This window comes from Duganella sp. OV510, from assembly GCF_900100205.1.
GTDB lineage: Bacteria > Pseudomonadota > Gammaproteobacteria > Burkholderiales > Burkholderiaceae_D > Rugamonas.
Window position 1 is genome coordinate 1,313,483 of sequence record NZ_FNEQ01000001.1, and the last position, 24,216, is coordinate 1,337,698.

The following is a 24,216-nucleotide window of genomic DNA, read 5'->3' on the forward strand; positions in this document are numbered from 1 at the left end:
TTACGAACGCAGCACCACGCTTTTTAACAAATAGACGATACCCAATACGAAGGAGAGGTCATGTCACACAACACTCTGAACACGCTTAAGGAATTCGACATTTCGGGCAAGAAGGCCAAGTTCTACTCGCTGCCAGCCCTGGAAAAGAGTCTGGGCGCCAAAATTTCCCGCCTGCCGATGTCGATCCGCGTGGTGCTGGAATCCGTACTGCGTAACGTCGACGGCAAGAAAGTCACCGAAGAACACGTCAAGCAGGTGGCCAACTGGGCGCCAACCGGTGAACGCACCGACGAAATTCCTTTCGTCGTCGCCCGCGTGGTGCTGCAGGACTTCACCGGCGTGCCGCTGCTGGCCGACCTGGCCGCGATGCGCAACGTCGCCTACAAGATGGGCGTCAACGCCAAGAAAATCGAGCCGCTGGTGCCGGTTGACCTGGTGGTTGACCACTCGGTCACCATCGACCACTTCCGCGAGCCAAAAGCGCTGGATCTGAACATGAAGCTGGAATTCTCGCGCAACAACGAGCGCTACCAGTTCATGAAATGGGGCATGCAAGCCTTCGACACCTTCGGCGTGGTGCCGCCGGGCTTCGGCATCGTCCACCAGGTCAACCTGGAATACCTGGCGCGCGGCGTCCACAAGGACAGCAACGGCGTGTACTACCCTGACTCGCTGGTCGGCACCGACTCGCACACCACCATGATCAACGGCATCGGCGTGGTCGGCTGGGGCGTCGGCGGCATCGAGGCGGAAGCCGGCATGCTGGGCCAGCCGGTCTACTTCCTGACCCCGGACGTGATCGGCGTCAACCTGACCGGCGTGCTGCGCGAAGGCTGCACCGCGACCGATCTGGTGCTGACCATCACCGAAATGCTGCGAAAAGCCAAAGTCGTCGGCAAGTTTGTCGAGTTCTTCGGCGAAGGCACCGAGACGCTGTCGGTCACCGACCGCGCCACCATCGCCAACATGGCGCCGGAATACGGCGCCACCATGGGCTTCTTCCCGGTCGACGACGCCACCATCGAATACTTCGAAGGCACCGGCCGCACCAAGGAAGAAATCGCCGCCTTTGCCGCCTACTTCAAGGCGCAGGGCATGTACGGCGTGTCCAAGGCTGGCGATATCGACTACACCCGCGTGCTGGAACTGAACCTGACCGACGTGACGCCATCGCTGGCTGGTCCGAAGCGCCCGCAGGACCGTATCGAAATCGGCAACGTGAAGAACAACTTCATCGAGCTGTTCTCGAAACCGACCTCGGAAAATGGCTTCAACAAGAAGCCGGAAGACCTGAGCCAGACCTACACCACCACCAACGGCGTACACGTCAAGAGCGGCGACGTGCTGATCGCTGCGATTACCTCGTGCACCAACACCTCGAACCCGAGCGTGCTGCTGGCCGCCGGCCTGCTGGCCAAGAAAGCCGTTGAAGCCGGCCTGACCGTGGCGCCGCACATCAAGACCTCGCTGGCTCCTGGCTCGCGCGTGGTAACCGAGTACCTGACCGCCGCCGGCCTGCTGCCTTACCTGGAGCAACTGGGCTTCGGCGTTACCGCCTACGGCTGCACCACCTGCATCGGCAACGCCGGCGACCTGACGCCTGAGCTGAACGCCGCCATCACCTCGAACGACATCGTCGCTTCGGCCGTGCTGTCGGGTAACCGTAACTTCGAGGCGCGGATTCACCCGAATATCCGTTCGAACTTCCTGGCCTCGCCACCGCTGGTGGTCGCCTACGCCATCGCCGGCAACATGACCGTCGACCTGATGACCCAGCCGGTTGGCAAGGGCAAGGACGGCAAGGACGTCTACCTGGGCGATATCTGGCCGACCTCGCATGAAATCGCCAAGCTGATGAAGTTTGCGATGAATGCAAAAGTCTTCAAGACCAACTACGCCGACGTCAAGGGCAACCCGGGCAAGCTGTGGGAGCACGTGTCGTCGACCGAAGGCCAGGTCTACAACTGGCCTGCTTCGACCTATATCGCCGAGCCACCATTCTTCGACGGCTTCGAGATGACGCCGAAAGTGACCGATCCGAACATCACCGGTGCGCGCGCACTGGGCGTGTTCGGCGATTCGATCACCACCGACCACATCTCCCCTGCCGGTTCGATCAAGGAAGACGGCCCGGCCGGTAAATGGCTGAAGGAAAACGGCGTGCAGAAAGCCGACTTCAACTCCTACGGCTCGCGCCGCGGCAACCACGAGATCATGATGCGCGGCACTTTCGCCAACGTGCGTATCAAGAACAAGATGATCCCGCCGAAAGCCGACGGTTCCGCAGTCGAAGGCGGCATCACCATTCACCAGCCATCGGGCGAACAGCTGTCGATCTACGACGCGGCCATGAAGTACGTGGCAGCCGGCACCCCGACCATGGTGTTTGGCGGCGAAGAGTACGGCACCGGCTCGTCGCGTGACTGGGCGGCCAAAGGCACGCAGCTGCTGGGCGTGAAGGCGGTGATCGTGCGTTCGTTCGAGCGTATTCACCGTTCCAACCTGGTCGGCATGGGCGTGCTGCCGCTGCAATTCATCGGCAATGATTCGGTGGAATCGCTGGGCATCACCGGCAAGGAAACCTATGACCTGAAAGGCCTGGACGGCGAAATCAAGCCGCAACAGCTGGCCACGCTGGTGATCCACCGCCAGGACGGCAGCAGCCAGGACGTCAAGGTACTGCTGCGTATCGACACCCCGATCGAAGTCGACTACTACAAGCACGGCGGCATCCTGCCGTTCGTTCTGCGCCAGTTGCTGGCTGCTTAACTTTCAGCGCTCGACACCTGAAACGCCGGGCTGGTCCCGGCGTTTTTTTATGCACGTTTGCCGAATGATCTACAATATGTCGCATAAGGGTTATGATCTGTATGACTGATCCGTTTTTTTCACTTTTATGAGACTCTTATTGCGCTATGCGTCGTTCATCTAAAGCTTCATCCCAAAAATTGTCTGCCGAGAGCCAGCGTCTCGCCACCTACGCCCAGGCTGTCGGGCAGGCGGCCAGCCGTATCGAAGAGCGGGCCTGGGAGCACTCTCTCGATGCACAGCTCCAGAAACTGCTGAAGACCGGCCACCAGGACACCATCGACGCCACCCTCAACGCGCTGTTCAAGGAAGACCTGAACGCCTACGACGTGGTGATGGACGGCGTGGAAGCGGTCAGCGAATCGAGTCACATCAGCATCGAAACGGCCGACGGCGTCAGCAAGCAGTTCGACGTGCTGCTGGTGGCCGCACCCATCCTCGCCTGGACACGCTTCGCCATCGCCTCCGGCCCTGTCCCGTCCGACATCCTGCAAACGCTGACGGCGCATTTCGCCGCGCACCTGCTGGCTGAGGGCACGCAACTGGCCATGTCGCCAACGCTGTTCTCGATCGACCAGCTGCCACGCAGCCATGTCGAAACCTACGGCAAGGTACACAAGCTGGCGCAAGCCGCCATCAAAGGCACGGCGCTGAAGGCCGACACCAAGGTGCCGGAAACCGCCCCCTTCCTGGCTGACACCCGCTACCTGCTGGTGGCCGTGGTGGCGCCGGCCGGCGCACCGCTGTTCCGCTGGCAGATGCCTGAGCACCAGTCGAACTTCGCCGCCGAGCGTTCGTCCGCGCTGGAGCAATGGCGCACACAGGCCACGTCGACCGTCAGCCGCCTGCTGCCGGGTTGCGGCGTCGAGCTGCTGCTGCCGGAAGCCTATTACATGGCCTGCCGCGAAGCGGACAAGCTGATCCGCCCGGTATCGATCCGCGCCGCCGTGCACTACCTGACCCACACGCTGGACGTGCAACCGTCGGAACTGCGCGCGGTGATTGCCGGCTTCGGCGAGGAAAGCGCCGAAGCGCAGGTGGACGAATACCGCGTCGCCTTCACGCAGCGTTCGTCGAGCGATGTGATCTATGGCGTGGTATGGCCGCTGTACGGCCAGGAAGATGAGGAAGGCACGCCGCCGGAAGGTCCGGGCGCGCTGACCGCGTTGCTGAAGCCGCTGACCCCGGTGGACGACATCATCGCCCACCTGAACGCGGCTGGCGTCACGCAGATCAAGAAGCACAACGAGCGTTATGTGGTCGAGTTCTGCGACGACTGCGGCGCCCCGCTGTTCGCCGACCCGCAAGGCGAACTGGCCCACGCCGAAATGCCCGAAGACGCGCCCGCCGGCACCGAGCACTTCCACTAAGCCAACAGTAACAAAGCCCCTCACGGGGCTTTGTTACTGTTTGGGCGGCGTAACATAAATCACAATTGGCTGCGGCCCCTGGGCTTGTGCGGCTGGAACGGCAGGCGGCGGGGACTGCACTTGTATCGCCGGCGGCGCCTGGCTGCGTTCAGCCTGCGAGCGGCTGGCGGCAAAATACAAGCCTCCGAAGCCGATGAACATCGCCACCATCGACGCCACCATCCAACGATACCCCTCAGCCGACATCTTGTGCATTTCCGCGCGCAAAATCTCGATGTCGGCCTTCGTTGCTAACGTTGGCACGATCGCGTCGATATGCGCCTTGAGCGCTGCAACCTCGTTATCCATCCTGATAGCTTAGGACAGAAGCAAGCACTTACCAAGTGGAGAACGGCTGCTTAATCAGGTTCGAGTTGAAATAGCGCAGATCGGCGGTGACTTCCGCGCCGATCCAGTCGGGCTTGTCGAACTGCTGGTCTTCCGACTGCAATTCAATTTCCGCCACCACCAGCCCGGCGTTCACGCCAAGGAACTCATCCACTTCCCACACATTGCCGGCGAACGTAATGCGGCGACGGTACTTCTCGATCAACGGCTGCTCGCACAAACCGTCGAGCAGCTCGGCCGCGTCGGCGACAGGAATCTCATACTCCCACTCGCCGCGCGTTGCGCCCTTGTTGGCGCTCTTGATCGTGATCACCGCCCGCTCGCCCTCAATGCGCACACGCACCACGCGCTCCTTGTTCGACGACAGATAACCCTGCTTGAAGAACACCGGCTCGCCCAGGCGCATCCAGCCATCGCCGGACAGCAAAAACTTGCGTTCGATCTCGACGCCCATGATCAGTAATCGTTCAGCGACAGCAGAATCGGCTGCAGGATCGCCGCGCCCAGCGCCGCGCTACGCGCACCATTCCAGCCCACGTTCGGATCAGGCAGGTCGGCGTTGTCCTTGAACGGCATCTCCAGCGTCAGCGCCAGGCAGCCGAAGTGATGGCCGACATACTTCGACGCCAGCGTCAGCATGTCTTCCTTGTACTTGCTGGCCGCATAGCCCACCTTGTCCTGGAAGTCTGGCGACGCATCCTTGTAGCGATCGATAAAGGCCTGCTGCTTGGCGCGGCGCTCATCGCTGAAGTTCTCCAGCATCTCATTACCAGCCACGAAGTTGTAAGGCAGCGCCTCATCACCGTGGATGTCGAAGAACATATCGATGCCGGTTTCATGCATCTTCTGCTTCACGTACAGCACTTCCGGGCTGCGCTCGACCGAAGGCGTCATCCACTCGCGATTCAGGTTGGCGCCAGCCGCGTTGGTGCGCAGGTTGCCGCGCACCGAACCGTCCGGATTCATGTTCGGCACGATGTAGAACACGCAGCGCTGCAACAACTTGCGGGCGATCGGATTCGCATCGTCCAGCAGCGAATCGATCAGGCCTTCGATAAACCACTCGGCCATCGACTCGCCAGGATGCTGGCGCGCGATGAACCAGATCTTCTTTTCCGCTTCCGGCTTGCCGATGACCACCAGGTTCATGTCACGGCCATCGACCGTCGAACCCAGGTCATGCACGCGCGCCAGCGGATGCTCACCCACTTCGCCCAGCAGGCGCAGATGGCGCTCGAACGAATACGGCTCGAAGTAAGCGTAGTAGATGCTGTCGGTATCCGGCGTATGGCTGATCGTCATGACCGCGCCATCGAATTTGGTCGGCACGCGGAACCAGTTCTCGGTATCGTAGCTGGCCACTGCCTGATAATCCTCGTAACCCTTGGCGTACGTGGCCTGGCCGGCGTTCAGGAAGCGCATCGTCAGCTTCTGACCACGCGCGCCCTGCACGCGGAAGTGGAACCACTGGTGAATATCCGCGTGCGAGTCCTTGCGCAGGTTCAGTTCAATCGTGGCTGCACTGTCGGCGCGCAGCACTTCAATGGCGCCGGAGTCGAAGTTCTGGCTGATTTTAATGGTCATGTTGATCCAATACTAAGTGAACGCTAATGACCATTATTTTACCAGCATGCTTCCTTCGCGTTGATAGCGGGCGTGCCACGACAAAGCCTTCTCCAGCACATGCGGCGTCTGGCCGCCGCCCTGCTTCGCCTCCTCGAAATAGGCGCGCAGTTGCGGGCGATAGTCGGGATGCGCGCAGTGCTCGATAATCAGCGGCGCGCGCTCGCGCGGCGCCAGTCCGCGCAAGTCGGCCAGGCCCCATTCGGACACCAGCACATCGACATCATGCTCGGTGTGGTCGACGTGCGCCGCAAACGGCACCACGCTGGAAATTGCACCATCCTTCGCTACTGACTTGCTGACAAATATCGACAGCTGGCCATTGCGCGCGAAGTCGCCCGAGCCGCCGATGCCGTTCATCATGTGTGTACCGCCGACGTGAGTCGAATTGACGTTGCCGTAGATGTCAAACTCCAGCGCCGTGTTCAGCGCGATGATGCCAAGCCGGCGCACAATCTCCGGATGGTTGCTGATCTCCTGCGGCCGCAGCACGATGCGCTCGCGGTACTGCTCAATATTGTGCAAGAATTTCTCATGCATGGCCGCCGACAGCGTGATCGACGACGCCGACGCCATCTTCAGCTGGCCGGAATCCAGCAGCTCGATAGCGCTATCCTGCAGCACTTCCGAGTACATGGTCATGTCACGGAACGGCGAATCGATCAGGCCATGCAGCACGGCGTTGGCGATGGTGCCAATGCCTGCCTGCAGCGGACGCAGATCATTCTCCATCCGCCCCGCTTTCACCTCGCCTTCAAGGAAGGTGATAACGTGACGCGCGATGGCGTCGGTCTCGTCGTCGGGCGGCAGCGCGTTGGAGGGGCTGTCCGGGCTGTCGGTGATCACGATGGCGGCGATACGCTCCGGCGGCACCGTAATCACCGCCGTGCCGATGCGCTGCAATGGCGTCAGCAAGGGAATAGCCTCGCGGTGGGGACGTGCACCGGGCACGTAAATATCATGAAAGCCTTCAAGCGCCAGCGGCGCGCTCAGGTTGATCTCGACGATCACCTTGCCGGCCTGCTGCACGAAGTTCGCCGTGTTCCCGACCGACATGGTGGGGATGATGCCGCCATCAGGCGTGATCGCCACCGCTTCGATGACCGCGATATCCACCGGCTTCAGGTCGCCGGAACGCAGTTGCTCGGCCGTCTCCGACAAGTGCTGATCGATGAACATCACCTCGCCGGAATTGATCTTGCGGCGTAGCGCGGCGTCGGCCTGGAAAGGCATGCGGCGCGCGACCACGCCGGCATTGGCCATCAGGCCATCGCTGTCATTGCCCAGCGATGCGCCGGTCAGCAAAGTCAGGTGCAGCGGGGCCGAGCGCGCACGCTCGACCAACGCTGCGGGCAGCGCCTTGGCATCACCGGCTCGGGTAAAGCCGCTCATGCCTACTGTCATGCCGTCCTTGAATAAAAGGGCGGCCTGCTCCGCGCTCATCAGCTTGTTCATGAGCGCCGGACGGCGGATGCGATCTTCATACATATGTGGGTTCTCCTCATTCTTTTGTTTCAGTATAGAATCAGAAAAACTGTAGTTTTATGACTTAAATTCTCAACTTCCATTCCTTTTATTCATGGACCTGCGCTCGCTCCGCTACTTTGCCGAAACCGTCCGCCTGAACAGCTTCACGCAGGCGGCGGAGTCGCTGCACGTCACGCAATCGACCATCAGCAAGATGGTGAAACAGCTGGAAGAGGAAGTCGGCGCGCAACTGCTGATACGCGAAGGCCGCCGATTGACGCTGACCGACACCGGCCAGGTGGTCTACGCACGTGGCGTGGAGATGCTGGCGACCATGCGCCAGCTGGCGGTCGAAGTGCGCGACACGCAGACGGTCGACCGTGGTCAACTGACGGTCGGCATCCCGCCGATGATCAACCTGCTGTTCACGCCCGTGCTGAAAGCCTTCCGCCAGCGCCACCCCAACATCACGCTGACACTACAGGAAGATGCCGGCCAGGCGATTGAACGCCAGGTGGCGCAAGGCGAGCTGGAAATCGGCATGACCGTGCTGCCTGCCGATCCCGAACTCGGCCTGCAATCGTCACCAATCGCCAGCTACCCGGTATGGGCGCTGGCCGCGCAAGGCACCTTCCAGAAAAACCGCAGCACCATCAAACTGAAAGCGCTGGCCAATACGCCGCTGGTATTGCTGAAGGACGATTTCGCCATGACGCGCACGCTGCGCGCCGCCTTTGCCACCGCCGGCTTTGAACCGCAGATCGCCGCACAAAGCGGCCAGTGGGACTGGCTGGTGGCGATGGCCTCCGCCGGCATGGGCGTGGCGCTGCTGCCCGAGCCCTTTATCCACCGCCTCGCCATCGGCCACCTCGATGCGGTGAAAGTCGCCGATCCCGAACTGGCGTGGCAACCGGCCCATGTCTGGCGAGCCAGCTACCTGTCGCACGCCGCCCGCGCGTGGCTGGCAGTCTGCGACGAAGTGCTCAGTGCTCCGGCAGTTCGTGGATAGCGATGCCCTCGATCGGATCAATCGGCTGTTCCCATGGGCGTAGCTTGAGGAAGCGCTGGGTGTCGTCGTAGCCGGCCTGCCAGCGGGCGCGGATGCCGCTGGCGCTGAAGTCGATGTCCTTGGTGTGGTCCTCGTTGCCGATGCGCGGCGCGCGTAGCGACACCACATGCATGTCGGTGCCGCAGCCCCACGAGGCCAGCTCGCGTACTTCCTGCTGCGCCAGCTCTTCCGCCGGCAAGTGTCTGGTCAGCTCACGGATAACATGACGCAGCCGGTGCAGCTTGCGCTGCTGCTCGATGTTGCTGGCGCGGCTGGCGTACTGGATCTCCTTCTGCTTATCCAGCACATCGAGCACGCTTTGCGGCTCGCTGCCATCCGGATTCCACACCTGCACAGAGAAGATCACCGACTGCCGACGCGGCTCATCATCCAGCACCGCCTCGATCGGCGTGTTGGAATAAATGCCGCCGTCCCAGTATGGCTCGCCGTCGATGCGGATCGCCGGAAACGCCGGTGGCAACGCGCCGGACGCCATCACGTGTTCAACGCACAAGGGCTCCTTGCGGCTGTCGAAATAGCGCATGGCGCCGGTGCGCGCGTTGACCGCGCCAACCGTCATGCGCATGTGCTTGTCGTTCAGGTAATCGAAATCGACCAGGTCTTCAAGCGTCGTGCGCAACGGCGTGGTCTGATAGAAGGACGCATGCTCGACGCCGACATGCGCGTCGGGATTCCACCACGACGCCAGGTTCGGTTCAAAGAAAGCGGGAATGCCCTGCCCCAGCGTGATGGCATTCGCCACCGCACGCGGCATGGTGGCGAAGCCAAAGGAATTGCGCTCCATCCGATGCCAGAATTCGCGTAGCTGGTCCAGCCGGCGCTCGGGCGCATTGCCGGCGATGATGGCGCCGTTGATGGCGCCGATGGAAGTGCCGATCACCCAGTCCGGCTCAATGCCGGCTTCGTGCAAGGCCTGGTAAACGCCCAGCTGATAGGCGCCCAAAGCGCCGCCGCCCTGCAAGACCAGGACGACCTGGCCCGGCAAGGCGGACGACGGCGGAAAAGCGGCTTTCTGTTTCAAGTCCAACCTCCACGATGCGCTGCAACATGGAGATTGTAAGCCATCTTTACGCTACATTGACGCCGCGCGCTTGCAACGCTGCGCGCACGCCGGCGCCGTAGGCTGGATCGGCCTGGTCGAAGTGCGCCAGCTGGCGGGCGATGATCTCGGCATTCACCTGGCTCAATGGACCGGCGATGTTGTTGAACAGGTTTTGCTGTTCATCGGCCGGCATCAGGCGGAACAGGTCACCCGCCTGGGTGTAGTCGTCTTCCTTGCCACGTCCATCGTAGCGGCCGGCCGCGCCGTCCAGCGCCAGCGGCGGTTCGCCGTGGCCCATGCCGTGCGGATTGCTGCCGGCGGCTTGTACCGGGTCGTAGTTCTGCGCCGCGCCGCCATTGGCGCCAGCCATGGCGCCGTCGCGCTGCTGGTTGTGGAACGGGCAGCGTGGCGCGTTCACCGGCAGGTGCTGGTGGTTGGTGCCCACGCGGTACAACTGCGCGTCGTGGTAAGCGAACAGGCGCGCTTGCAGCATCTTGTCCGGCGAGTAGCCCATGCCCGGCACCACGTGCGATGGCGACAAAGCGGCCTGCTCTACTTCAGCGTGGTAGTTGACCGGGTTGCGGTTCAGTTCCAGCACGCCGACTTGCAGCAGCGGGAAGTCGGCGTGCGGCCATACCTTGGTCAGGTCGAACGGATTCCAGCCGGTGCGCGCTTCCCATGCGGCCAGTTCGGCGTCGGTGGCGACTTGCACCTTGACGTCCCAGCGCGGGAAGTCGCCGCCGGCGATGGCGTTGAACAGATCGCGCTGCGCGTAATCCGGATCGGTGCCGGCGATGCGCGTGGCTTCGTCAGCGCTGAGGTTCTTGATGCCTTGCTGCGTCAGGAAGTGCCATTTGACATAGACACGTTCGCCGGCGGCGTTTATCAGGCTGTAGGTGTGGCTGCCGAAACCGTGCATGTGGCGGTAGCCGTCCGGCGTGCCACGGCTGGAGAACAACGTGGTTACCTGGTGCAGGCTTTCCGGCGTGCGGCTCCAGAAATCAAACATCGCGGTTGGCGATTTCAGGTTGGTCTGCGGATCGCGCTTTTGCGTGTGGATGAAGTCCGGGAACTTGATGCCGTCCTTCAGGAAGAATACCGGCGTGTTGTTGCCGACCAGGTCCCAATTGCCTTCCTCGGTGTAGAAGCGCACGGCGAAGCCGCGTGGATCGCGCTCGGTATCGGCGCTGCCCTTCTCGCCGCCCACGGTGGAGAAGCGCAGGAAGGTCTCGGTCTGCTTGCCGACTTCGGCGAACAGTTTGGCCTTGGTGTACTTGGTGATGTCGTGCGTGATGGTGAACGTGCCGTAGGCGCCCGAGCCTTTGGCGTGCACCACGCGCTCTGGAATGCGTTCGCGGTTGAAGTGTTGCAGCTTCTCGATCAGGTGGAAGTCTTGCAACAGGACGGGACCGCGAGGGCCGGCGGTCAGGGAATTCTGGTTGTCGGCGACTGGAATGCCGGAGGCGGTGGTGATAGGTGGCTGACTCATACTATGGCTCCTCATTGTTTAATAGCGTAAAACTATTTTACTCAGCCATCTCGATAAATAAAACCTATATATATTAATGGCGATGATAGTCAATTTCTATACGCGATTGCTGTGACTTGAACAGCTGCTGCTGCCGGCGCAGCAATCTGCTGGCGAAAACCAAGCACAATGGGCGGTTTTCGCCCGGTACGCTTTCTGCATCAGGACTGGCAGCGGCGCCGCCGGCGCAGCACACCATTTCAAGAGGAAGACATATGAGCAAGACAGATACGATCTGGTTCACCCGCTGCCCGGTGCCGACCGCCACCGGCCTGGCCTACAAGCTCGGTTGGCTGGACCAGGAATTCGCCACCGAAGGCATCGCTCTCAAGACCTTGCAGGAAGTCGGCGGCGAGCTGGCCCGCCAGCACTACGACCACGAGCTGACCACGCTGATACGCGAAGGCGGCAACCTGTTCGCGCTGCCAGCACGCGCACAAGGCGCCAACACGCGCCTGATCGGCCTGACCTGGATCGACGAGTGGCAATCGATCCTGGTTCGTCCCGGTTCACAGATCAGCAGCCCGGCCGACCTGGCCGGCAAGCGCCTGGCGCTGCCGCGCTTCCGGGACATCGACCTGGCCGAAAACAAACGCGGACGCAGCATCGCGCGCGGCATGAGCCTGGCCGGTTACCACGGCGCGCTGGCTTCGGCCGGTCTGACGCTGGAAGATGTGACGCTGGTGGAAGTCGGCAGCACCACGCCACAAACGCAAGGCGACGCGCCAGGCGCGGGCCTCTGGCACGGCATCGAGGCGCTGATCCTCGGCGAGGTGGACGCGGTCTACGTCAAGGGCGCGGCAGCAGCCGATGCCGCGCGCGCCGCCGGCGCCGTGGTTGGCATCAACCTGGACCAGTTGCCGCAGCGCCGTCACCGCGTCAACAACGGCACGCCGCGTCCGATCACCGTGCACCAGGATTTCCTCGACCAGCATTTCGACCTGGTGGTGCGCTTCCTGGCACAGACGCTGCGCGCTGCCGATTGGGCGCGCAGCCATGAAGCCGAAGTGCGCGCCATCCTGCAAGCCGAAACCCGTGCCGGCAGCGAAGGCGTGGCGGCGGCGTATCGCGACGGCTTCCACCTGTCGCTGGCGCCGGACCTGTCGGACGAACGCCTGTCGCTGTTTGAACTGCAGAAGAACTTCCAGCTGCGCCACGGCTTCCTCGACCGCGATGTCGACGTGCGCGCCTGGGCCGATCACGCGCCGCTGAAAGCCGCGCACGCGCTGCTGCAACAGCAGGCCAAAGAGGAGCTTACCCATGCCAGTTGAATTTGTCGGCGGGCTGTTCCCGCGCAACCAGCTCGCGCCGCGCCAGGCTTATGGCGCGCCGCTGGACCTGACCTATCTGCGCGACCTGGCGCGCGCCCACGAACATGCGGGCTTCGACCGCGTGCTGATCGCCAGCGGCGGCGGCGATCCGGCCACGCTGGCCGCCTACGCCGCCGCCCATACCGAAAAGCTGGGCTTCATGATCGCCCATCGCCCCGGCCTGACGCCGCCTGTGCTGGCGGCGCGCGCCTTCGCCACGCTGGACCAGACCACTGGCGGCCGCATACGCCTGCACGCCATCACCGGCCATGCACCGGAACCCGAGCACGGCGAACACCTGCTGGACAAGGCCGAGCGCTACGCTCGCGCCGATGAATACCTGCAAATAGTCCGCCGCACCTGGAGCGAGGACCAGCCGTTCGACTTTGAAGGCAAATACTTCAACATCAGGAACGCCTACTCGCCGGTCAAGCCGCTGCGCAAGACCGGCGTGCCGATCTCGCTGGGCGGTTCCTCGGACGCCGCCTACCAGGTCGCGGTGCGCCACACCGACCTGTATGCGCTGTGGGCCGAACCGCTGGCCGACACCGCCGCCCGCATCGCCCAGCTGAAGGCGGCGGCCGACGCCATCGGCGTGACGCCGCCGCGCGTCAGCCTGTCAGTGCGGCTGATCATCGGCGAGACGGAGGAGCTGGCGTGGCAAAAGGCGCGTCACATCGTCGCCCAGCTGGAGCGCAACTACAGCGGCGCGAAAGTGCCGGGACGTGGCGGCGATCATGGCCAGAGCGGCGGCGGCCAGCGCCAGCTGGCGCTGGCGGCGCGTGGCGAGGTGTTTGACAAGGCGCTATTCCTCGGCACCTCCAGCGCCATCGGCGGCGGCACCGACTCGACCTCGCTGGTCGGTACACCAGACACCATCATCGCGGCGCTGCTGGCCTATGCCGACATCGGCGTGACCACCTTCCTCAATCGCGGCTACGATCCGCTGCATGACGCCATCGACTACGGCCGCTACATCATCCCCGCCGTGCGCGAGGAATTCCGCCGCCGTGAACTGGCGGCGGCATAAAAAGCAGCATCAACCGCCGTTGGCCGCCAGCGGCTGCGGCGGTTGCAGCGTATCGTTGCGCGCAGCGGCGGCGCGCTCCTTGCGGAAATGCGGCAGGATGTGCTCGCCAATACGATACGCTTCCTCCAGGTGCGGATAACCGGCCAGGAAGAACAGGTCAATGCCAACGCCATGGTATTCTCGGATGCGCTCCACCACATCGGCATAGCTGCCAACCAGCGCGCAACCAGGCGGAATGCCGATGTAGCCGAAACCGGCCCACACATTCGGATGGATGAAGAAATCCTCGAACTGGCGTTCCTCTTTCTGCGGCTGCTGGAATTCGGTTTCGTAGCCCAGCTTGCGCGCCGAGCGCAGACCGGTAGCGGCAGCGGCCGCACGATGGGCGCCGCGCACCTGCGCCTCGTCGAAGAAACGGCGCGCTTCAGCGCGGGCTTCCTCATCGGTCGGTCGGGTGATGACGTCGATCGACAGGCCGAAACGGATGGCATTCTCGCGGCCGTGCGCGCGAGCGCGGCGGCGTACATCGGCAATCAGTTCCGCCACCTCTTGCGGGCGTTCCGCACGCATCAGGAAATAGTCGGCATGCTTGGCACCGAAGTCGCGCGCCGCTTCGGACGAGCCGGCGGTGCAGATCAGCGGCAGCGCCGCCTTGGCCAGCGGCCCGCGCAAACCGCCGCCCTCTGCCTTGTAATATTTGCCGGCGTAATGGAAGTCCGGATTGTTCCAGTAGCCGCGCACCACGTCCATGAATTCGGTGGCGCGCGCATAGCGCTCATCGTGCGGCACGAAGTCGCCAACCTGCTGCTGCACCGTCTCCGAGCCGCCATTGATGATGTTCCACACCAGCCGGTTGCCGCTGGCACGCTGGTAGGTTGCGGCCATCTGCACCGCCGCCCATGGGGAAAAGTGATACGGCTGGAACGCGGTGACAAAGCGCAGGCGGCGCGTTTCGCGCGCCAGCAGCGAGCACACCGTCCACGGCTCTTCTCCGGTGACGCCGTTCACCATCAACACGCCACCGAAGCCATTCAGCTCGGTGGCCTTGGCCACTTGCGCCAGGTAGTCGATGTAGCTGAAATCATCACCGACAGCGAAGTCGGACAAGGCGCCGGTGGTCTGGCCCGGTCCCAGACCATGCCAGTCGCCGCGATTGCGGCTGTCGCCGGGAAGGTGCTGCGTTTCGCCGTGTAACGGCAGGCGCGAAAAGAAATCGATGCTCATGGAATGGTCCTCGGTTCAGTAAGGTTGGAAGGCACGGATGCTGGGCGTATCACCTACCAGCGCGCGCGTGTAGTTACGCTGTGGACGATCCAGCACCTGGCTGGCGTCGCCCTGCTCTATCACACGGCCCTGGCGCAGCACCAGCACGCGATTGGCCAGCGAACGCACCACGCCCAGGTTGTGCGTGACGAACAGGATGGCCAGTCCTTCGGCCTGTAATTGCTGTAGCAGTTCCATGATCGCCGCCTGCACCGACACATCCAGCGCCGAGGTGATCTCGTCGCAGATCAGCAGGCGTGGTTGGCACAGCAGCGCGCGGGCGATGGCGACCCGCTGACGTTCGCCGCCGGACAAGGCGCCCGGCCAGGCATCCAGCACGCGGGCCTGCAACGCCACCTTGTGCAGCACCGCCAGGATAGCCGCTTCGCCATCCTGTTCCTGCGGCCGCACATGGCGCAGTACATGGCGCAAGGTCTGGCCGACGGTCTGGCGCGGATTCAGCGCGCGGTAAGGATTCTGGAAAATGTACTGGATCTCGCGGCGCTCGGCGGCGCCACGGGCGCGGGCCTGCAAGGGCAGCAGCGAGCGGCCATAACGTAGCTCCGCCTGCGCCGACGCGCCCAGTCCGGCCAGCAGGCGGGATAGCGTGGTCTTGCCGGAGCCGGATTCGCCCACCACGGCCAGACATTCGCCCGGCGAGACCGACAGGCCGACATCGAACAGCACCTGCTGGCGGCCATACCAGGCGTTGGCATGCGCGACCGACAGCAGCGGTTCGGCCGGTGGCGGCGGCGCCAGCTCAACGAATCGTACACTGGCGACTGCGGCCAGCGCTTCCGGCCGCACGCAGGCGGCGCGGTGCTGCGGCGCCACCTCCTGCAATGGCGGCACGACAGCGCAGGCGTCGATACGCCAGGCGCAACGCCCGGCAAAGGCGCAACCGGTTGCGCGTGCGCCCGGCGCCGCCGGCTGGCCGGGAATCGGCCGTGGCACGCTGGCCTTGCCGATATCAGGAATCGCCGCCAGCAGTCCCTTGGTGTAAGGATGGGCGGGATGCGCGAACAGCCGCGCGGAAGGCCCGCTTTCAACGATGCGCCCGGCGTACAGCACAATCACGCGGTCGGCCAGCTGGTGCACCACCGCCAGGTCGTGCGAGACATACACCGCCGCCGCACCGTAACGCTGGCATAGCTGACGCACGGTTTCGAGGATGCGCGCCTGCGTGGTGACATCCAGCGCGGTCGTCGGTTCGTCCAGCACGATCAGGCCCGGACGCGGCAGGAAGGCCAATGCCAGCAGCACCCGCTGCTGCTGGCCGCCCGACAGCTGGTGCGGGAAACGGCGCAAAAAGTCCGGCTCCTGCGGCAGGCCAACATCGCGCAGCACCTGCGTGATGCGTTGTCCGCGTTCCCCGCGCGGCAGCGACGGCGCGTGCAGGTGCAGCACTTCCTCCAGCGCGGCGCCGATGCGTTGCAGCGGGTTGAGTGCGGTGGCCGGGTCTTGCGCCACATGGCCAATCAAGCGCCCACGTAACCGCCGCAAGGTGGCTGGCGTCGCGCGCAGCACATCCTCGCCCGCCACCATCACGCTGCCGCCACTGATGCGTGCACCCTGCCGCACATGGCCCAGCAGAGCGCTGGCGATGCTGGTTTTGCCGGAGCCGGATTCGCCGACCAGGCCGAGGATCTGTCCCGCCTCCAGTTCAAACGCGATATCCGACACCACCTCGGCGCCGTTCTGCAAGGTGATGGCAAGGCCGGAAACGGCCAGCGCGGGGCTGGCCAGCAACTGCGGCAACTGGACGGGTGCGTTCATCGTTGTTCTATCCTCGCATTGAGTCGCGCCAGGCCATCCGCCAGCAGGTTGGCGCCCAACGCGAACAGTACAATCATCAGCACCGGCGCCAGCACCGCCCATGGCTGCGCCTGTAGGCCGGCACGATTTTCATTGATCATCAGGCCCCAGTCCGCCGCCGGTGGCGCCACGCCGTAACCGAGGAAGCTCAAGCCGGACAAGATCGTCACCGCCCATGACATCATGCTGCCGAAATGGACCAGCAGCGGCGTCAGGATATTCGGCAGCACTTCGCGCAGCAGGATGTGGCGGCGCGAGTAGCCCAGCAGCTCGGCCGCCTCGACAAACTCCTGCGAAGCCACACCCAGCGCCAGGCTACGCGCCAGGCGCAACATGCCGGGCAAGAAAGCAATCGAGGTGGTCAGCACGATCAGCCACGGCGCGCGGCCCAGCATCGACACCACCAGCAGCACCAGGATCAGGTTAGGGAAAGCCAGCAGCACGTCGGCACACCAGACCAGCGCGCGGTCTATGCGGCCGCCGGCGTGCGCCGCCAGCAATCCAAGCAGCGCGCCTGCCAGCAGCGCGATGATGGCGGCGGCGATGGTCATCCACACCATCGACCAGCCGCCCAGCAGTAGCCGTGACCACACATCGCGGCCAAGGTAGTCGTAGCCCAGCGGCGCGCCTTGCGCCGGTGCGCCGTACACCGGCCCGGTGAAATCAGCCGCGCCGTGCGGCGCCAGCCAGGGGCCGGCCAGCGCCACCAGCAGCACCAATAACGTCAGCAACAGGCCGCTACGCAGCGCGCGCTGACGCCAGACGCCGCGCAACCAATGGCGCAGCACCGCCGGGCCACTCATGGTTTGGCTCCGGCGCGGCCCTGGGATAGCGCGGTACGCAGACGCGGTGTCAGCAGCACCGCCAGCAGGTCGGCGCCCAGGTTGATCAGCACCACGCTGGCGGCAATCAGCAGTACCAGCGCCTGCACCACCGGCAAGTCACGCATTTCAATTGCCGCGTTCAGCGCGCTGCCAACGCCAGGATAGGCAAACACCACTTCCACCACCAGCGTCCCGCCCAGCAGCACGCTCAGTGTCAGCGCCAGGCCCTGGATGGCCGGGATCAGTGCATTCGGCAGCGCATGGCGCCACAGGATGCGCCACTCCGGCACGCCGCGCAGACGCGCGGCCAGCACATATTCCGATTCCAGTGCCTCGATCATGGCGGCGCGCACCAGCCGGCACAGGTAGGGCAAGCCCGCCAGCAGCAAGGTCGCCAGCGGCAGTACCAGGAAGCGTGGCTGCGCCCATGCCGAGCGGCCCGAGTCCAGCAGCGATACGGCCGGCAACCAGCGCCACACACTGGTGGCAAACAGCATCACCAGCGCGATGCCCAGCGCGAACTGCGGCACGGCCTTGACGGCAATCAGCGCACCGAGCACCTTGCGCTCCAGCCAGCTGTCGCGGTGCAGCGCCATCCACACGCCGCCACCCAGCGAAAACGGCACCAGCAGCAACAACACGCCGGCCAGCAGCGCCAGCGAATTGTCTGCGCGCGAGGCCAGCAAAGTCTGCACCGGCACATGTGAATCCAGCGATACGCCAAGATCGCCGCGCACCAGCCGGCCGCACCAGTTCAGGTACTGCACTGGCAAGGGCTGATCCAGCCCAAGTTGCCGTTGCAGCGTGCGCACCGTGGCTTCCGATGCTTCCGGTCCCAGCACCATGCGCGCCGGGTCGGATGGCAAGGCCTGGGTGGCGGCGAACACGATCACGCTGATGGCCACCACGGCCGCCGCGCCGCCCAGCAGACGTCGTCCCAGCCACAGCGCCCACGGCACCAGCGCAGTCAGTTGGCTCATCGTGTCAGCTCCTTAGCCACAGGTCATCGAAGCGCCAGGTGGTGAAGTGCGAGCGTTCCGGTTTGGCGCCGCCAACACGCGGCGATATGCCGTCCACCACGTTGGCGTAGCCCCAGATCAGCAGGCCGCCGCTGTCATGCTGGATCTGCTGCGCCTCGTGCACCAGCAGCTTGCGCCGCTCGACGTCCGGCTGCGCCATCGCTTCGGTCAGCAGTTGCGTGAAGCGGGCGTCGTTGAAGTGGGTTTTGTTGAGGGCCGCCAGCGGGCCATCGGTATTGGTGGCGGTGTGCAGGAATTCGCCACCCAGCTTATAGGTGGTACTCAAGGCCCAGCTGTCGCGCAGCGGGCCGTTGAACGTGGCGGCGTCGACCTGCTTGACGCGGATGTCGACGCCAGCCAGCCTGGCCTGATTGGCAAACACCTGCGCCGCCGCACTGCCGCCCGGTCCGGCCGCAAGTTCCAGTTGCAAGCGCTCGTGGCCCGCCGCGCGCAACAGCGACCTTGCCTGTTCCAGATCGTAGGGCCGCTGGGCGATGGCGTGGTTGTAGGTTGGATCAAGCGGCGAATACAGGTCATTGGCGATCCGCCCCTGGCCGCCCAGCGCGCGCTCCACAAGCTCCTGGCGATTCGCCAGCAGACGGAAAGCCTGCCGCACGCGCACATCGCGGAATGGTTCGGCGTTCAGGTTCATTTCAAAACCGTGCCAGCCGTGGCTTTGGCTGATGACCAGGTTGGCCACGCCGCTGGCGCGCAGCGCCGGAATCTGCTCGGGCGAGATGGCGTAGGCAGTATCGATCTGCCCCGCCAGCAAAGCCGCCACGCGCGCCGTCTGGTCCTTGAACTCGATGATTTCCAGTTCATCCGCATACGGCTTGCCGGGCTTGAAGTAGTTTTCAAAGCGGGTGAACAGCGACCGCTGCCCGGGCGTGAATTCCTTCAGCTTGTACGGCCCTGCGCCGACCGGATTGCGCACCGGGTCATAGTCGGTCGGCACGATGCCGCCGAAATTGACCCAGCCGTCCGGCAGCGGCAAAAAGCCGGCGCCATCGCGGATCGGAATGCGCACGGTGCGCTCATCCAGCTTGACGATGTTGTCGCGGTCTATGCGCTGCACCAGCGACGCAAACGGCGACGCCAGTTGCGGGTCGGACAGGCGGCGCGCCGAGAAAATCAGGTCATCGGCGCTGATGGTTTTCCCGTGATGGAATTCCAGCCCCTTGCGCAGGCGGATGGTCCAGGCGCTGGCGTTGGCGTTGACGCTGACCTCTTCGGCCAGCGCCAGGTCCGGCGTCATATGCTCGCTCCACTCCCACAGCTTGCTGTACAGCGCGAAGCCGCGAATGATGCCGCTGCCGACCGGCTTGTGGACATCCAGATTGCCGCTATGGCTGCCGTCGACGATGCCCAGCCGCAGGCGGCCGCCCTGGCGCGGCTTGTCGTCCAGCGCGGCAGCGGCGCTGGCGGATGCATTGCCTGCGCCGCCCTGCTGCTCGCAGCCGGCGAGCAAGCCGCCGAAGGCCAGGCCGGCGCCCAGTGCGGCGCCGCCACGTAAAAAGTCCCTGCGCGAGTGCTGTCCCATGCGGCCTCCTTACGCTGCAGCGGCCAGTGGCGCCTGTGCGGCAGGCCGGCGTCCCGGCGACAGCAACGGTACGTCGAAGCCGTGGTCCAAGTCCAGCAGCGGGAATAGCAGGTCGGCCACGCGGTACGCCTCTTCGATCAACGGCCAACCGGACAGGATGAAGGTGCCAACGCCGTGTGCCTGGAATTCGCGGATGCGCGCCGCCACGTTCTCGGCGCTGCCGACCAGCGTGGTGCCCTGCGCCGGGCCAAGCACGTTAAAGCCGTGCAGCGCCGGGCCGGTCCAGATGTTTGGATAAATCTCATAATCGCGTGCCTTCGGCAGGCGGCCGGCACGAATCTGCTCCAGGTTGCGGTTGACCTGCGGGTCCGGGCTGACATAGGTATCGAAATGCTCGCCCGGCGGCAGTTGGCGCTCGATCGACTGGCGCGCATACTCGACCGAGGTGCGGCTGACCAGGTACTCGGCATATTCCCACGCCTCCTCCTCGGTTTCGCGCACGATGATCTGCAAGCGCGTGCCATATTCCAGTTGGCGTCCCAGCTTGGCCGCCTCGGCGCCGACGCGGCGGAATTTTTCACCCAGCCTGGCCGGGGTGTTGGCAAAGCTCAAATACACATCCAGCGTCTGCACCGAATGCGCCACGCCGGGGCCGGAGGTGCCAGCGCCCCACAGCGGGATAGGCGCATAACTCGGCGCAGCAGCGCCACGCTGGCTGCCACCGCCGGCATCGGCCGGACGCGGTGCGATCTGAATGTATTTGCCGTCGTAGCCAGCACCGCTGCCGCTGTACAGGCGCTTGAAGGCATCCCAGTATTCCAGGCTGTAATCGTAGCGCTCATCATGCGGCAAGTGGAAACCTTGCGACGGCAGCACCTTGTCGTTGCCATTGACGACGTTGTAGATCAGGCGATTGCCTGAGAAGCGGTTGATGGTCTGCGCGATCTGTGCCAGCTTGGCCGGCGCGATCAGGCCCGGATAGACGGCTGCCACGAACTTCATGCGCTGGGTGACCGACAGCACCGATGCCGCCAGCACGTTGACTTCGTCGGCGCCGGTGGCCAGTAGCGCACCGTAGTAACCCAGCTTGTCGATGGTGCTGGCCAGTTGCTGCAAATGACCGTAGCCGGTCTGCCAGCGTCCATCCGCTTCCCACGGCACCTGGCCGTCCGGCGCGGTCAGATACCACAATATTTTTACGCCCGTTTTCCCGCTCATCGCCTGCTCCTTCAATGGTTATTCCTGTATTTCGCAAAAGCCGTGCCCGCGCGGGATGGCCAAAACTGCTGCGCGTGCAACGGCGCTGCTGCTTTTTCAACAGCGCGCTGCTGCTTGCGCAGCGGCGCTTAGAAGCGGTACGCCAGCGAGGCTTGCAGCGCGCGCGGCACGCCCGGCTGCAAAAACTCGGTGGTGGCGCCGGTCAACCCGTTGACGAAGTTCTGCTCATTGGTAACGTTGAGGATGCGTAGCGCCGCATCCCACTTCGGCTGGCGGTAGTACAGCGTCAGGTTCAGGTTGTGCTCATTCGGCACGGTAGCGTTGTGGGCCAGGCTGGTGTCCCACTTGCTGGTCCACCAGGCGGAGGCCTCGGCGCCGAAGCCTTTGCCGAAGCGCACATCGACATAGCCGTTGAGCGAGTGCTGCGGGATGCCGGGCGCCTTGCTGGAGCCTGGTGCGGCGCGCTGGTTCAGCGTATTTCCGTCGGCGAACACGGTGGCGTTGTCGGCCACGAAGCCGTACGGCGAGAAGAAGCCGGCCGGGAAAGTGATGTAGGTGTACTTGGCGTTGATCAGCGAATAGTTCAGGCCCGCCGTCACATCACGCGTGGCTTGCAGGCGCAGCGACAGGTCGACACCACGGATCTGCATTTTCGGCACGCTGCCATCGGTCAGCGGCGCCACGTCACGCTGCTGGCGATAGGCGGCAATGGTGCCTTGCAGACGGCCGGGTATCAGCTCGGCCTTCGCGCCGACTTCAAACAAGCGGCTCAAGCTGCGGAAGTTGAGTGGATTCAGTTTGTTATTGGCGCCCCAGGTCAGCACGTCTGCAAAGCCGCCGGTGTTGATCGAATACGAGCGGTCATAGGTCGCGTACAGCGTACTGTCCGCAGTCGGCTTATACAGCAGGCTGCCCTGTACCGCCGGCAGGTAGGCGCGCAGCGAATCCGATACTTCCTGCGCTGCGGTCAGGTAGACCGGATTGTGAATGTAGGCGTCAACGCGGGTGCCGCTCAGGCCGAGGTTCAGGCCATAGCGCTCGTCCAGCAGGAAGTTCTGCTGGGTGAACAGGCCGAGGTTTTTCCAGTCACCGTCCGAAGTGTAGACGGCGCCGCCGGCTGCCGGTGACCCACCGCGCTCCGAATAGAAGTCGCCGCCGGCCGGATAGGCAGCAGGCAGGCTCAGATAGCCAAACGCGCTGGAATATTGCGGCACGCCGGCAGTGCCGATCCACGAACCGGGACCGGATGGCGAGGCCAGGCCGAGCAGCGTTCCTGGCGTTTTCAAGTCCAGCGGCGCAGTCAGGTCATACGGATTGATAGTGAAGCTGTTGTTGGCCGCTTTGGTACTGAAGCGTTCGTAGCGGTAGCTGACACCGGTATTGCTGTCGTGCCGCAGCGGCAGGCCAAACAGCGTGTAACCGCCATTGCCGCGCAGTTCCAGCCGGTCTTCAAAGATGCGGTCCTCGATCTGCGTGAAGAAACTGCCGACCGAACTGCCGGTATCCTTGGAGTGCTGGTACAGGGCGCTGTTCAGCAGCGACCAGCCGCGCGTGATGTCCCATGCCACGCGCAGTTGCGAGGTCTCGCGGCGTGCCGTGTTCTTGTCGTTCGGGTTGGAGTACGCCGAATCGGACAGCGATGTCAGGCCATTGCCCTGCAAGCCCGGATCGTAGACCCAGCCGCGCACGGTGCCCGGCGTGGCAGCGTTGGTGAGGAAGGACGGCAACGCCGTACCGCTCAGCAGCGCTCCGGCGACATACTGCTTGACGCCGGCCGTGTTGGTGACGGCGGTACGCTGCTGCCAACCCACCACCGATGAGTTATAGGCGCCCGATGCGTACACCGGCGAATAATACTTGATCGAAGCGCCACTGCCGACGCTGATGATCGGCGTCGCACGGCCACCGTAATACTGGCCGCTGTCGATCAGCGTCTGCGTCACGCGGTTCCAGCCGTGGGTGACATTGAAATCGTAGTAGTCGTCCACCGCCAGATTCCAGTCAACGCGCACGCCGGCGGCCGGCTTCCACGCCAGCGCGCCGTAGAAGGCGTTGTAGTTATTACTGACGCCATCGGCGTAGTCCTTGGCGCGCTGAGGCGTCACACTGACGCGGTAGGCCAGCGTCTCGCTCAGCGGGCCGGTCAGATCGAAGGTCAGCGAGTTGGCACCATACGAGCCACCGCCCGGCACCCAGGTGCCCAGTTGCGCGCTGACCTGGCCGTGCTGGCTCTCAAAGTCCGGCTTCTTCGACAGGTAATTGGCATAGCCGCCACTGCGCGAGGAGATGCCGAACACTTGCGGCACCGGGCCGGCGACAATATCGACGCCCTCGAAGGCATTGGTATTAAAAGGATGGCGCACATTGTAGGTACGCTGGCCATCCTGGTATAGCTCGGACGCCTGGCCGCGTATCAGCGGCGCCACCGAGACGTTCTGGCCGCCGTTGCGCGTCACGCCAGGCGCGTACTTGACCAGGTCGTCGGCAGTCTTGATGCCATCCCGCAGCAACTGGTCGGCATTGACCTGCGATACCGAGCGTGGCGTATCCAGCAAGCTGGTATCGGTGCCGTACACCGAACTGACCGGACGCCTGGCCAGCGCAGTGCTCTGCCCTTTCACCACCACCACCGAGCCGTCGGCAATCGCTTCCACCGCTGGTGCGGCAGCGTCGTCCGCCACAGCTGCTGCGGCAGGATCAGCCTGCGCCTGCAACGCGGTCAACGCCAGGGCAACCGCCAGCGCCAGGCGGCGCGGCGTGGGTTGAGGAAGTTGGTGATTCATGATTCGGCTCCGATCTTTGTGGTTGGTTGCTTGCACAAAGTGCAGTTTCCATGCCACTCAAATCGGCGCCGTTTCACGCCCGGATTGCTGGATTTGCAGCGCGAACTGCTGTTTATTCAA

Annotated in this window: 18 protein-coding genes; 5 read left to right on the forward strand and 13 right to left on the reverse strand. The window is 64.0% G+C overall.

All coding sequences use genetic code 11. The features are described from left to right. The first annotated feature begins 60 nt into the window (after positions 1 to 60). Positions 61 to 2,769 carry an aconitate hydratase AcnA gene (gene acnA, locus BLS51_RS06165; RefSeq protein ID WP_090176552.1) on the forward strand — a complete coding sequence of 903 codons (2,709 nt, stop codon included), beginning with the start codon at positions 61 to 63 and terminating at the stop codon, positions 2,767 to 2,769. Positions 2,770 to 2,915: 146 nt separating this feature from the next. Then, positions 2,916 to 4,178, forward strand: coding sequence for a DUF2863 family protein (locus BLS51_RS06170; RefSeq protein ID WP_090176547.1), 1,263 nt, complete (start codon positions 2,916 to 2,918; stop codon positions 4,176 to 4,178). A 33-nt stretch (positions 4,179 to 4,211) separates the two neighbouring features. Here BLS51_RS06170 and BLS51_RS06175 read toward each other — a convergent pair whose 3' ends face one another. Genes BLS51_RS06175 through BLS51_RS06190 form a run of 4 tightly spaced genes read right to left on the reverse strand, consistent with a single transcriptional unit; the run spans position 4,212 to position 7,676 of the window. Next, on the reverse strand, positions 4,212 to 4,526 hold the full coding sequence (locus BLS51_RS06175; protein WP_090176542.1) for a hypothetical protein: 315 nt from the start codon (positions 4,524 to 4,526) through the stop codon (positions 4,212 to 4,214). A 28-nt stretch (positions 4,527 to 4,554) separates the two neighbouring features. Further along, positions 4,555 to 5,019: a CYTH domain-containing protein gene (locus tag BLS51_RS06180; protein ID WP_090176539.1), complete on the reverse strand. Its 465-nt coding sequence runs from the start codon at positions 5,017 to 5,019 to the stop codon at positions 4,555 to 4,557. Between the two features lie 2 nt (positions 5,020 to 5,021). Then, positions 5,022 to 6,149 (reverse strand): M14 family metallopeptidase, encoded by a 1,128-nt coding sequence (locus BLS51_RS06185; RefSeq protein ID WP_090176536.1) that lies wholly within the window; start codon positions 6,147 to 6,149, stop codon positions 5,022 to 5,024. A 33-nt stretch (positions 6,150 to 6,182) separates the two neighbouring features. After that, positions 6,183 to 7,676, reverse strand: a complete 1,494-nt coding sequence (locus BLS51_RS06190) for a succinyl-CoA:acetate CoA-transferase ScpC (protein WP_090176533.1) — start codon at positions 7,674 to 7,676, stop codon at positions 6,183 to 6,185. Positions 7,677 to 7,767: 91 nt separating this feature from the next. Here BLS51_RS06190 and BLS51_RS06195 point away from each other — a divergent pair, with 91 nt between their 5' ends. Next, positions 7,768 to 8,664, forward strand: coding sequence for a LysR substrate-binding domain-containing protein (locus BLS51_RS06195; protein WP_090176530.1), 897 nt, complete (start codon positions 7,768 to 7,770; stop codon positions 8,662 to 8,664). Here the strand turns inward: BLS51_RS06195 and BLS51_RS06200 are convergent. Beyond that, complete coding sequence (locus BLS51_RS06200) at positions 8,639 to 9,745, reverse strand: patatin-like phospholipase family protein (protein ID WP_229207372.1); 1,107 nt, start codon at positions 9,743 to 9,745, stop codon at positions 8,639 to 8,641. The genes BLS51_RS06195 and BLS51_RS06200 overlap by 26 nt on opposite strands. A gap of 46 nt (positions 9,746 to 9,791) precedes the next feature. Next, the gene (locus tag BLS51_RS06205; protein WP_090176525.1) at positions 9,792 to 11,255 is read right to left on the reverse strand and encodes a catalase; all 1,464 of its coding nucleotides are present in this window, start codon (positions 11,253 to 11,255) and stop codon (positions 9,792 to 9,794) included. 254 nt (positions 11,256 to 11,509) lie between these two features. On the opposite strand from BLS51_RS06205, the gene BLS51_RS06210 reads away from it, so the two are divergent. Both BLS51_RS06210 and BLS51_RS06215 read left to right on the forward strand, forming a co-directional pair. Next, entirely contained in the window at positions 11,510 to 12,565 is a 1,056-nt protein-coding gene (locus tag BLS51_RS06210; protein WP_090176521.1) for an ABC transporter substrate-binding protein, read from the forward strand. Continuing rightward, on the forward strand, positions 12,555 to 13,634 hold the full coding sequence (locus tag BLS51_RS06215) for an LLM class flavin-dependent oxidoreductase (protein WP_090176518.1): 1,080 nt from the start codon (positions 12,555 to 12,557) through the stop codon (positions 13,632 to 13,634). Before BLS51_RS06210 ends, BLS51_RS06215 begins: the two co-directional genes overlap by 11 nt. A 9-nt stretch (positions 13,635 to 13,643) precedes the next feature. On the opposite strand, the gene BLS51_RS06220 is transcribed toward BLS51_RS06215, so the two are convergent. From BLS51_RS06220 to BLS51_RS06250, 7 genes are all read right to left on the reverse strand, one after another. Further along, the gene (locus BLS51_RS06220) at positions 13,644 to 14,858 is read right to left on the reverse strand and encodes an LLM class flavin-dependent oxidoreductase (protein WP_090176513.1); all 1,215 of its coding nucleotides are present in this window, start codon (positions 14,856 to 14,858) and stop codon (positions 13,644 to 13,646) included. A gap of 15 nt (positions 14,859 to 14,873) precedes the next feature. Beyond that, complete coding sequence (locus BLS51_RS30500) at positions 14,874 to 16,673, reverse strand: dipeptide ABC transporter ATP-binding protein (RefSeq protein WP_090176509.1); 1,800 nt, start codon at positions 16,671 to 16,673, stop codon at positions 14,874 to 14,876. Further along, a complete protein-coding gene (locus tag BLS51_RS06230; RefSeq protein ID WP_090176506.1) occupies positions 16,670 to 17,515 on the reverse strand; it encodes an ABC transporter permease in 846 nt (281 codons plus the stop codon). Before BLS51_RS06230 ends, BLS51_RS30500 begins: the two co-directional genes overlap by 4 nt. After that, positions 17,512 to 18,516: an ABC transporter permease gene (locus BLS51_RS06235; RefSeq protein WP_090176502.1), complete on the reverse strand. Its 1,005-nt coding sequence runs from the start codon at positions 18,514 to 18,516 to the stop codon at positions 17,512 to 17,514. Before BLS51_RS06235 ends, BLS51_RS06230 begins: the two co-directional genes overlap by 4 nt. 4 nt (positions 18,517 to 18,520) lie before the next feature. Continuing rightward, complete coding sequence (locus tag BLS51_RS06240) at positions 18,521 to 20,095, reverse strand: ABC transporter substrate-binding protein (protein WP_090176499.1); 1,575 nt, start codon at positions 20,093 to 20,095, stop codon at positions 18,521 to 18,523. A gap of 9 nt (positions 20,096 to 20,104) precedes the next feature. Next, the gene (locus tag BLS51_RS06245; RefSeq protein ID WP_090176494.1) at positions 20,105 to 21,313 is read right to left on the reverse strand and encodes an LLM class flavin-dependent oxidoreductase; all 1,209 of its coding nucleotides are present in this window, start codon (positions 21,311 to 21,313) and stop codon (positions 20,105 to 20,107) included. Positions 21,314 to 21,441: 128 nt separating this feature from the next. Further along, positions 21,442 to 24,096: a TonB-dependent receptor gene (locus BLS51_RS06250; protein WP_090176491.1), complete on the reverse strand. Its 2,655-nt coding sequence runs from the start codon at positions 24,094 to 24,096 to the stop codon at positions 21,442 to 21,444. Positions 24,097 to 24,216 lie beyond the last annotated feature (120 nt).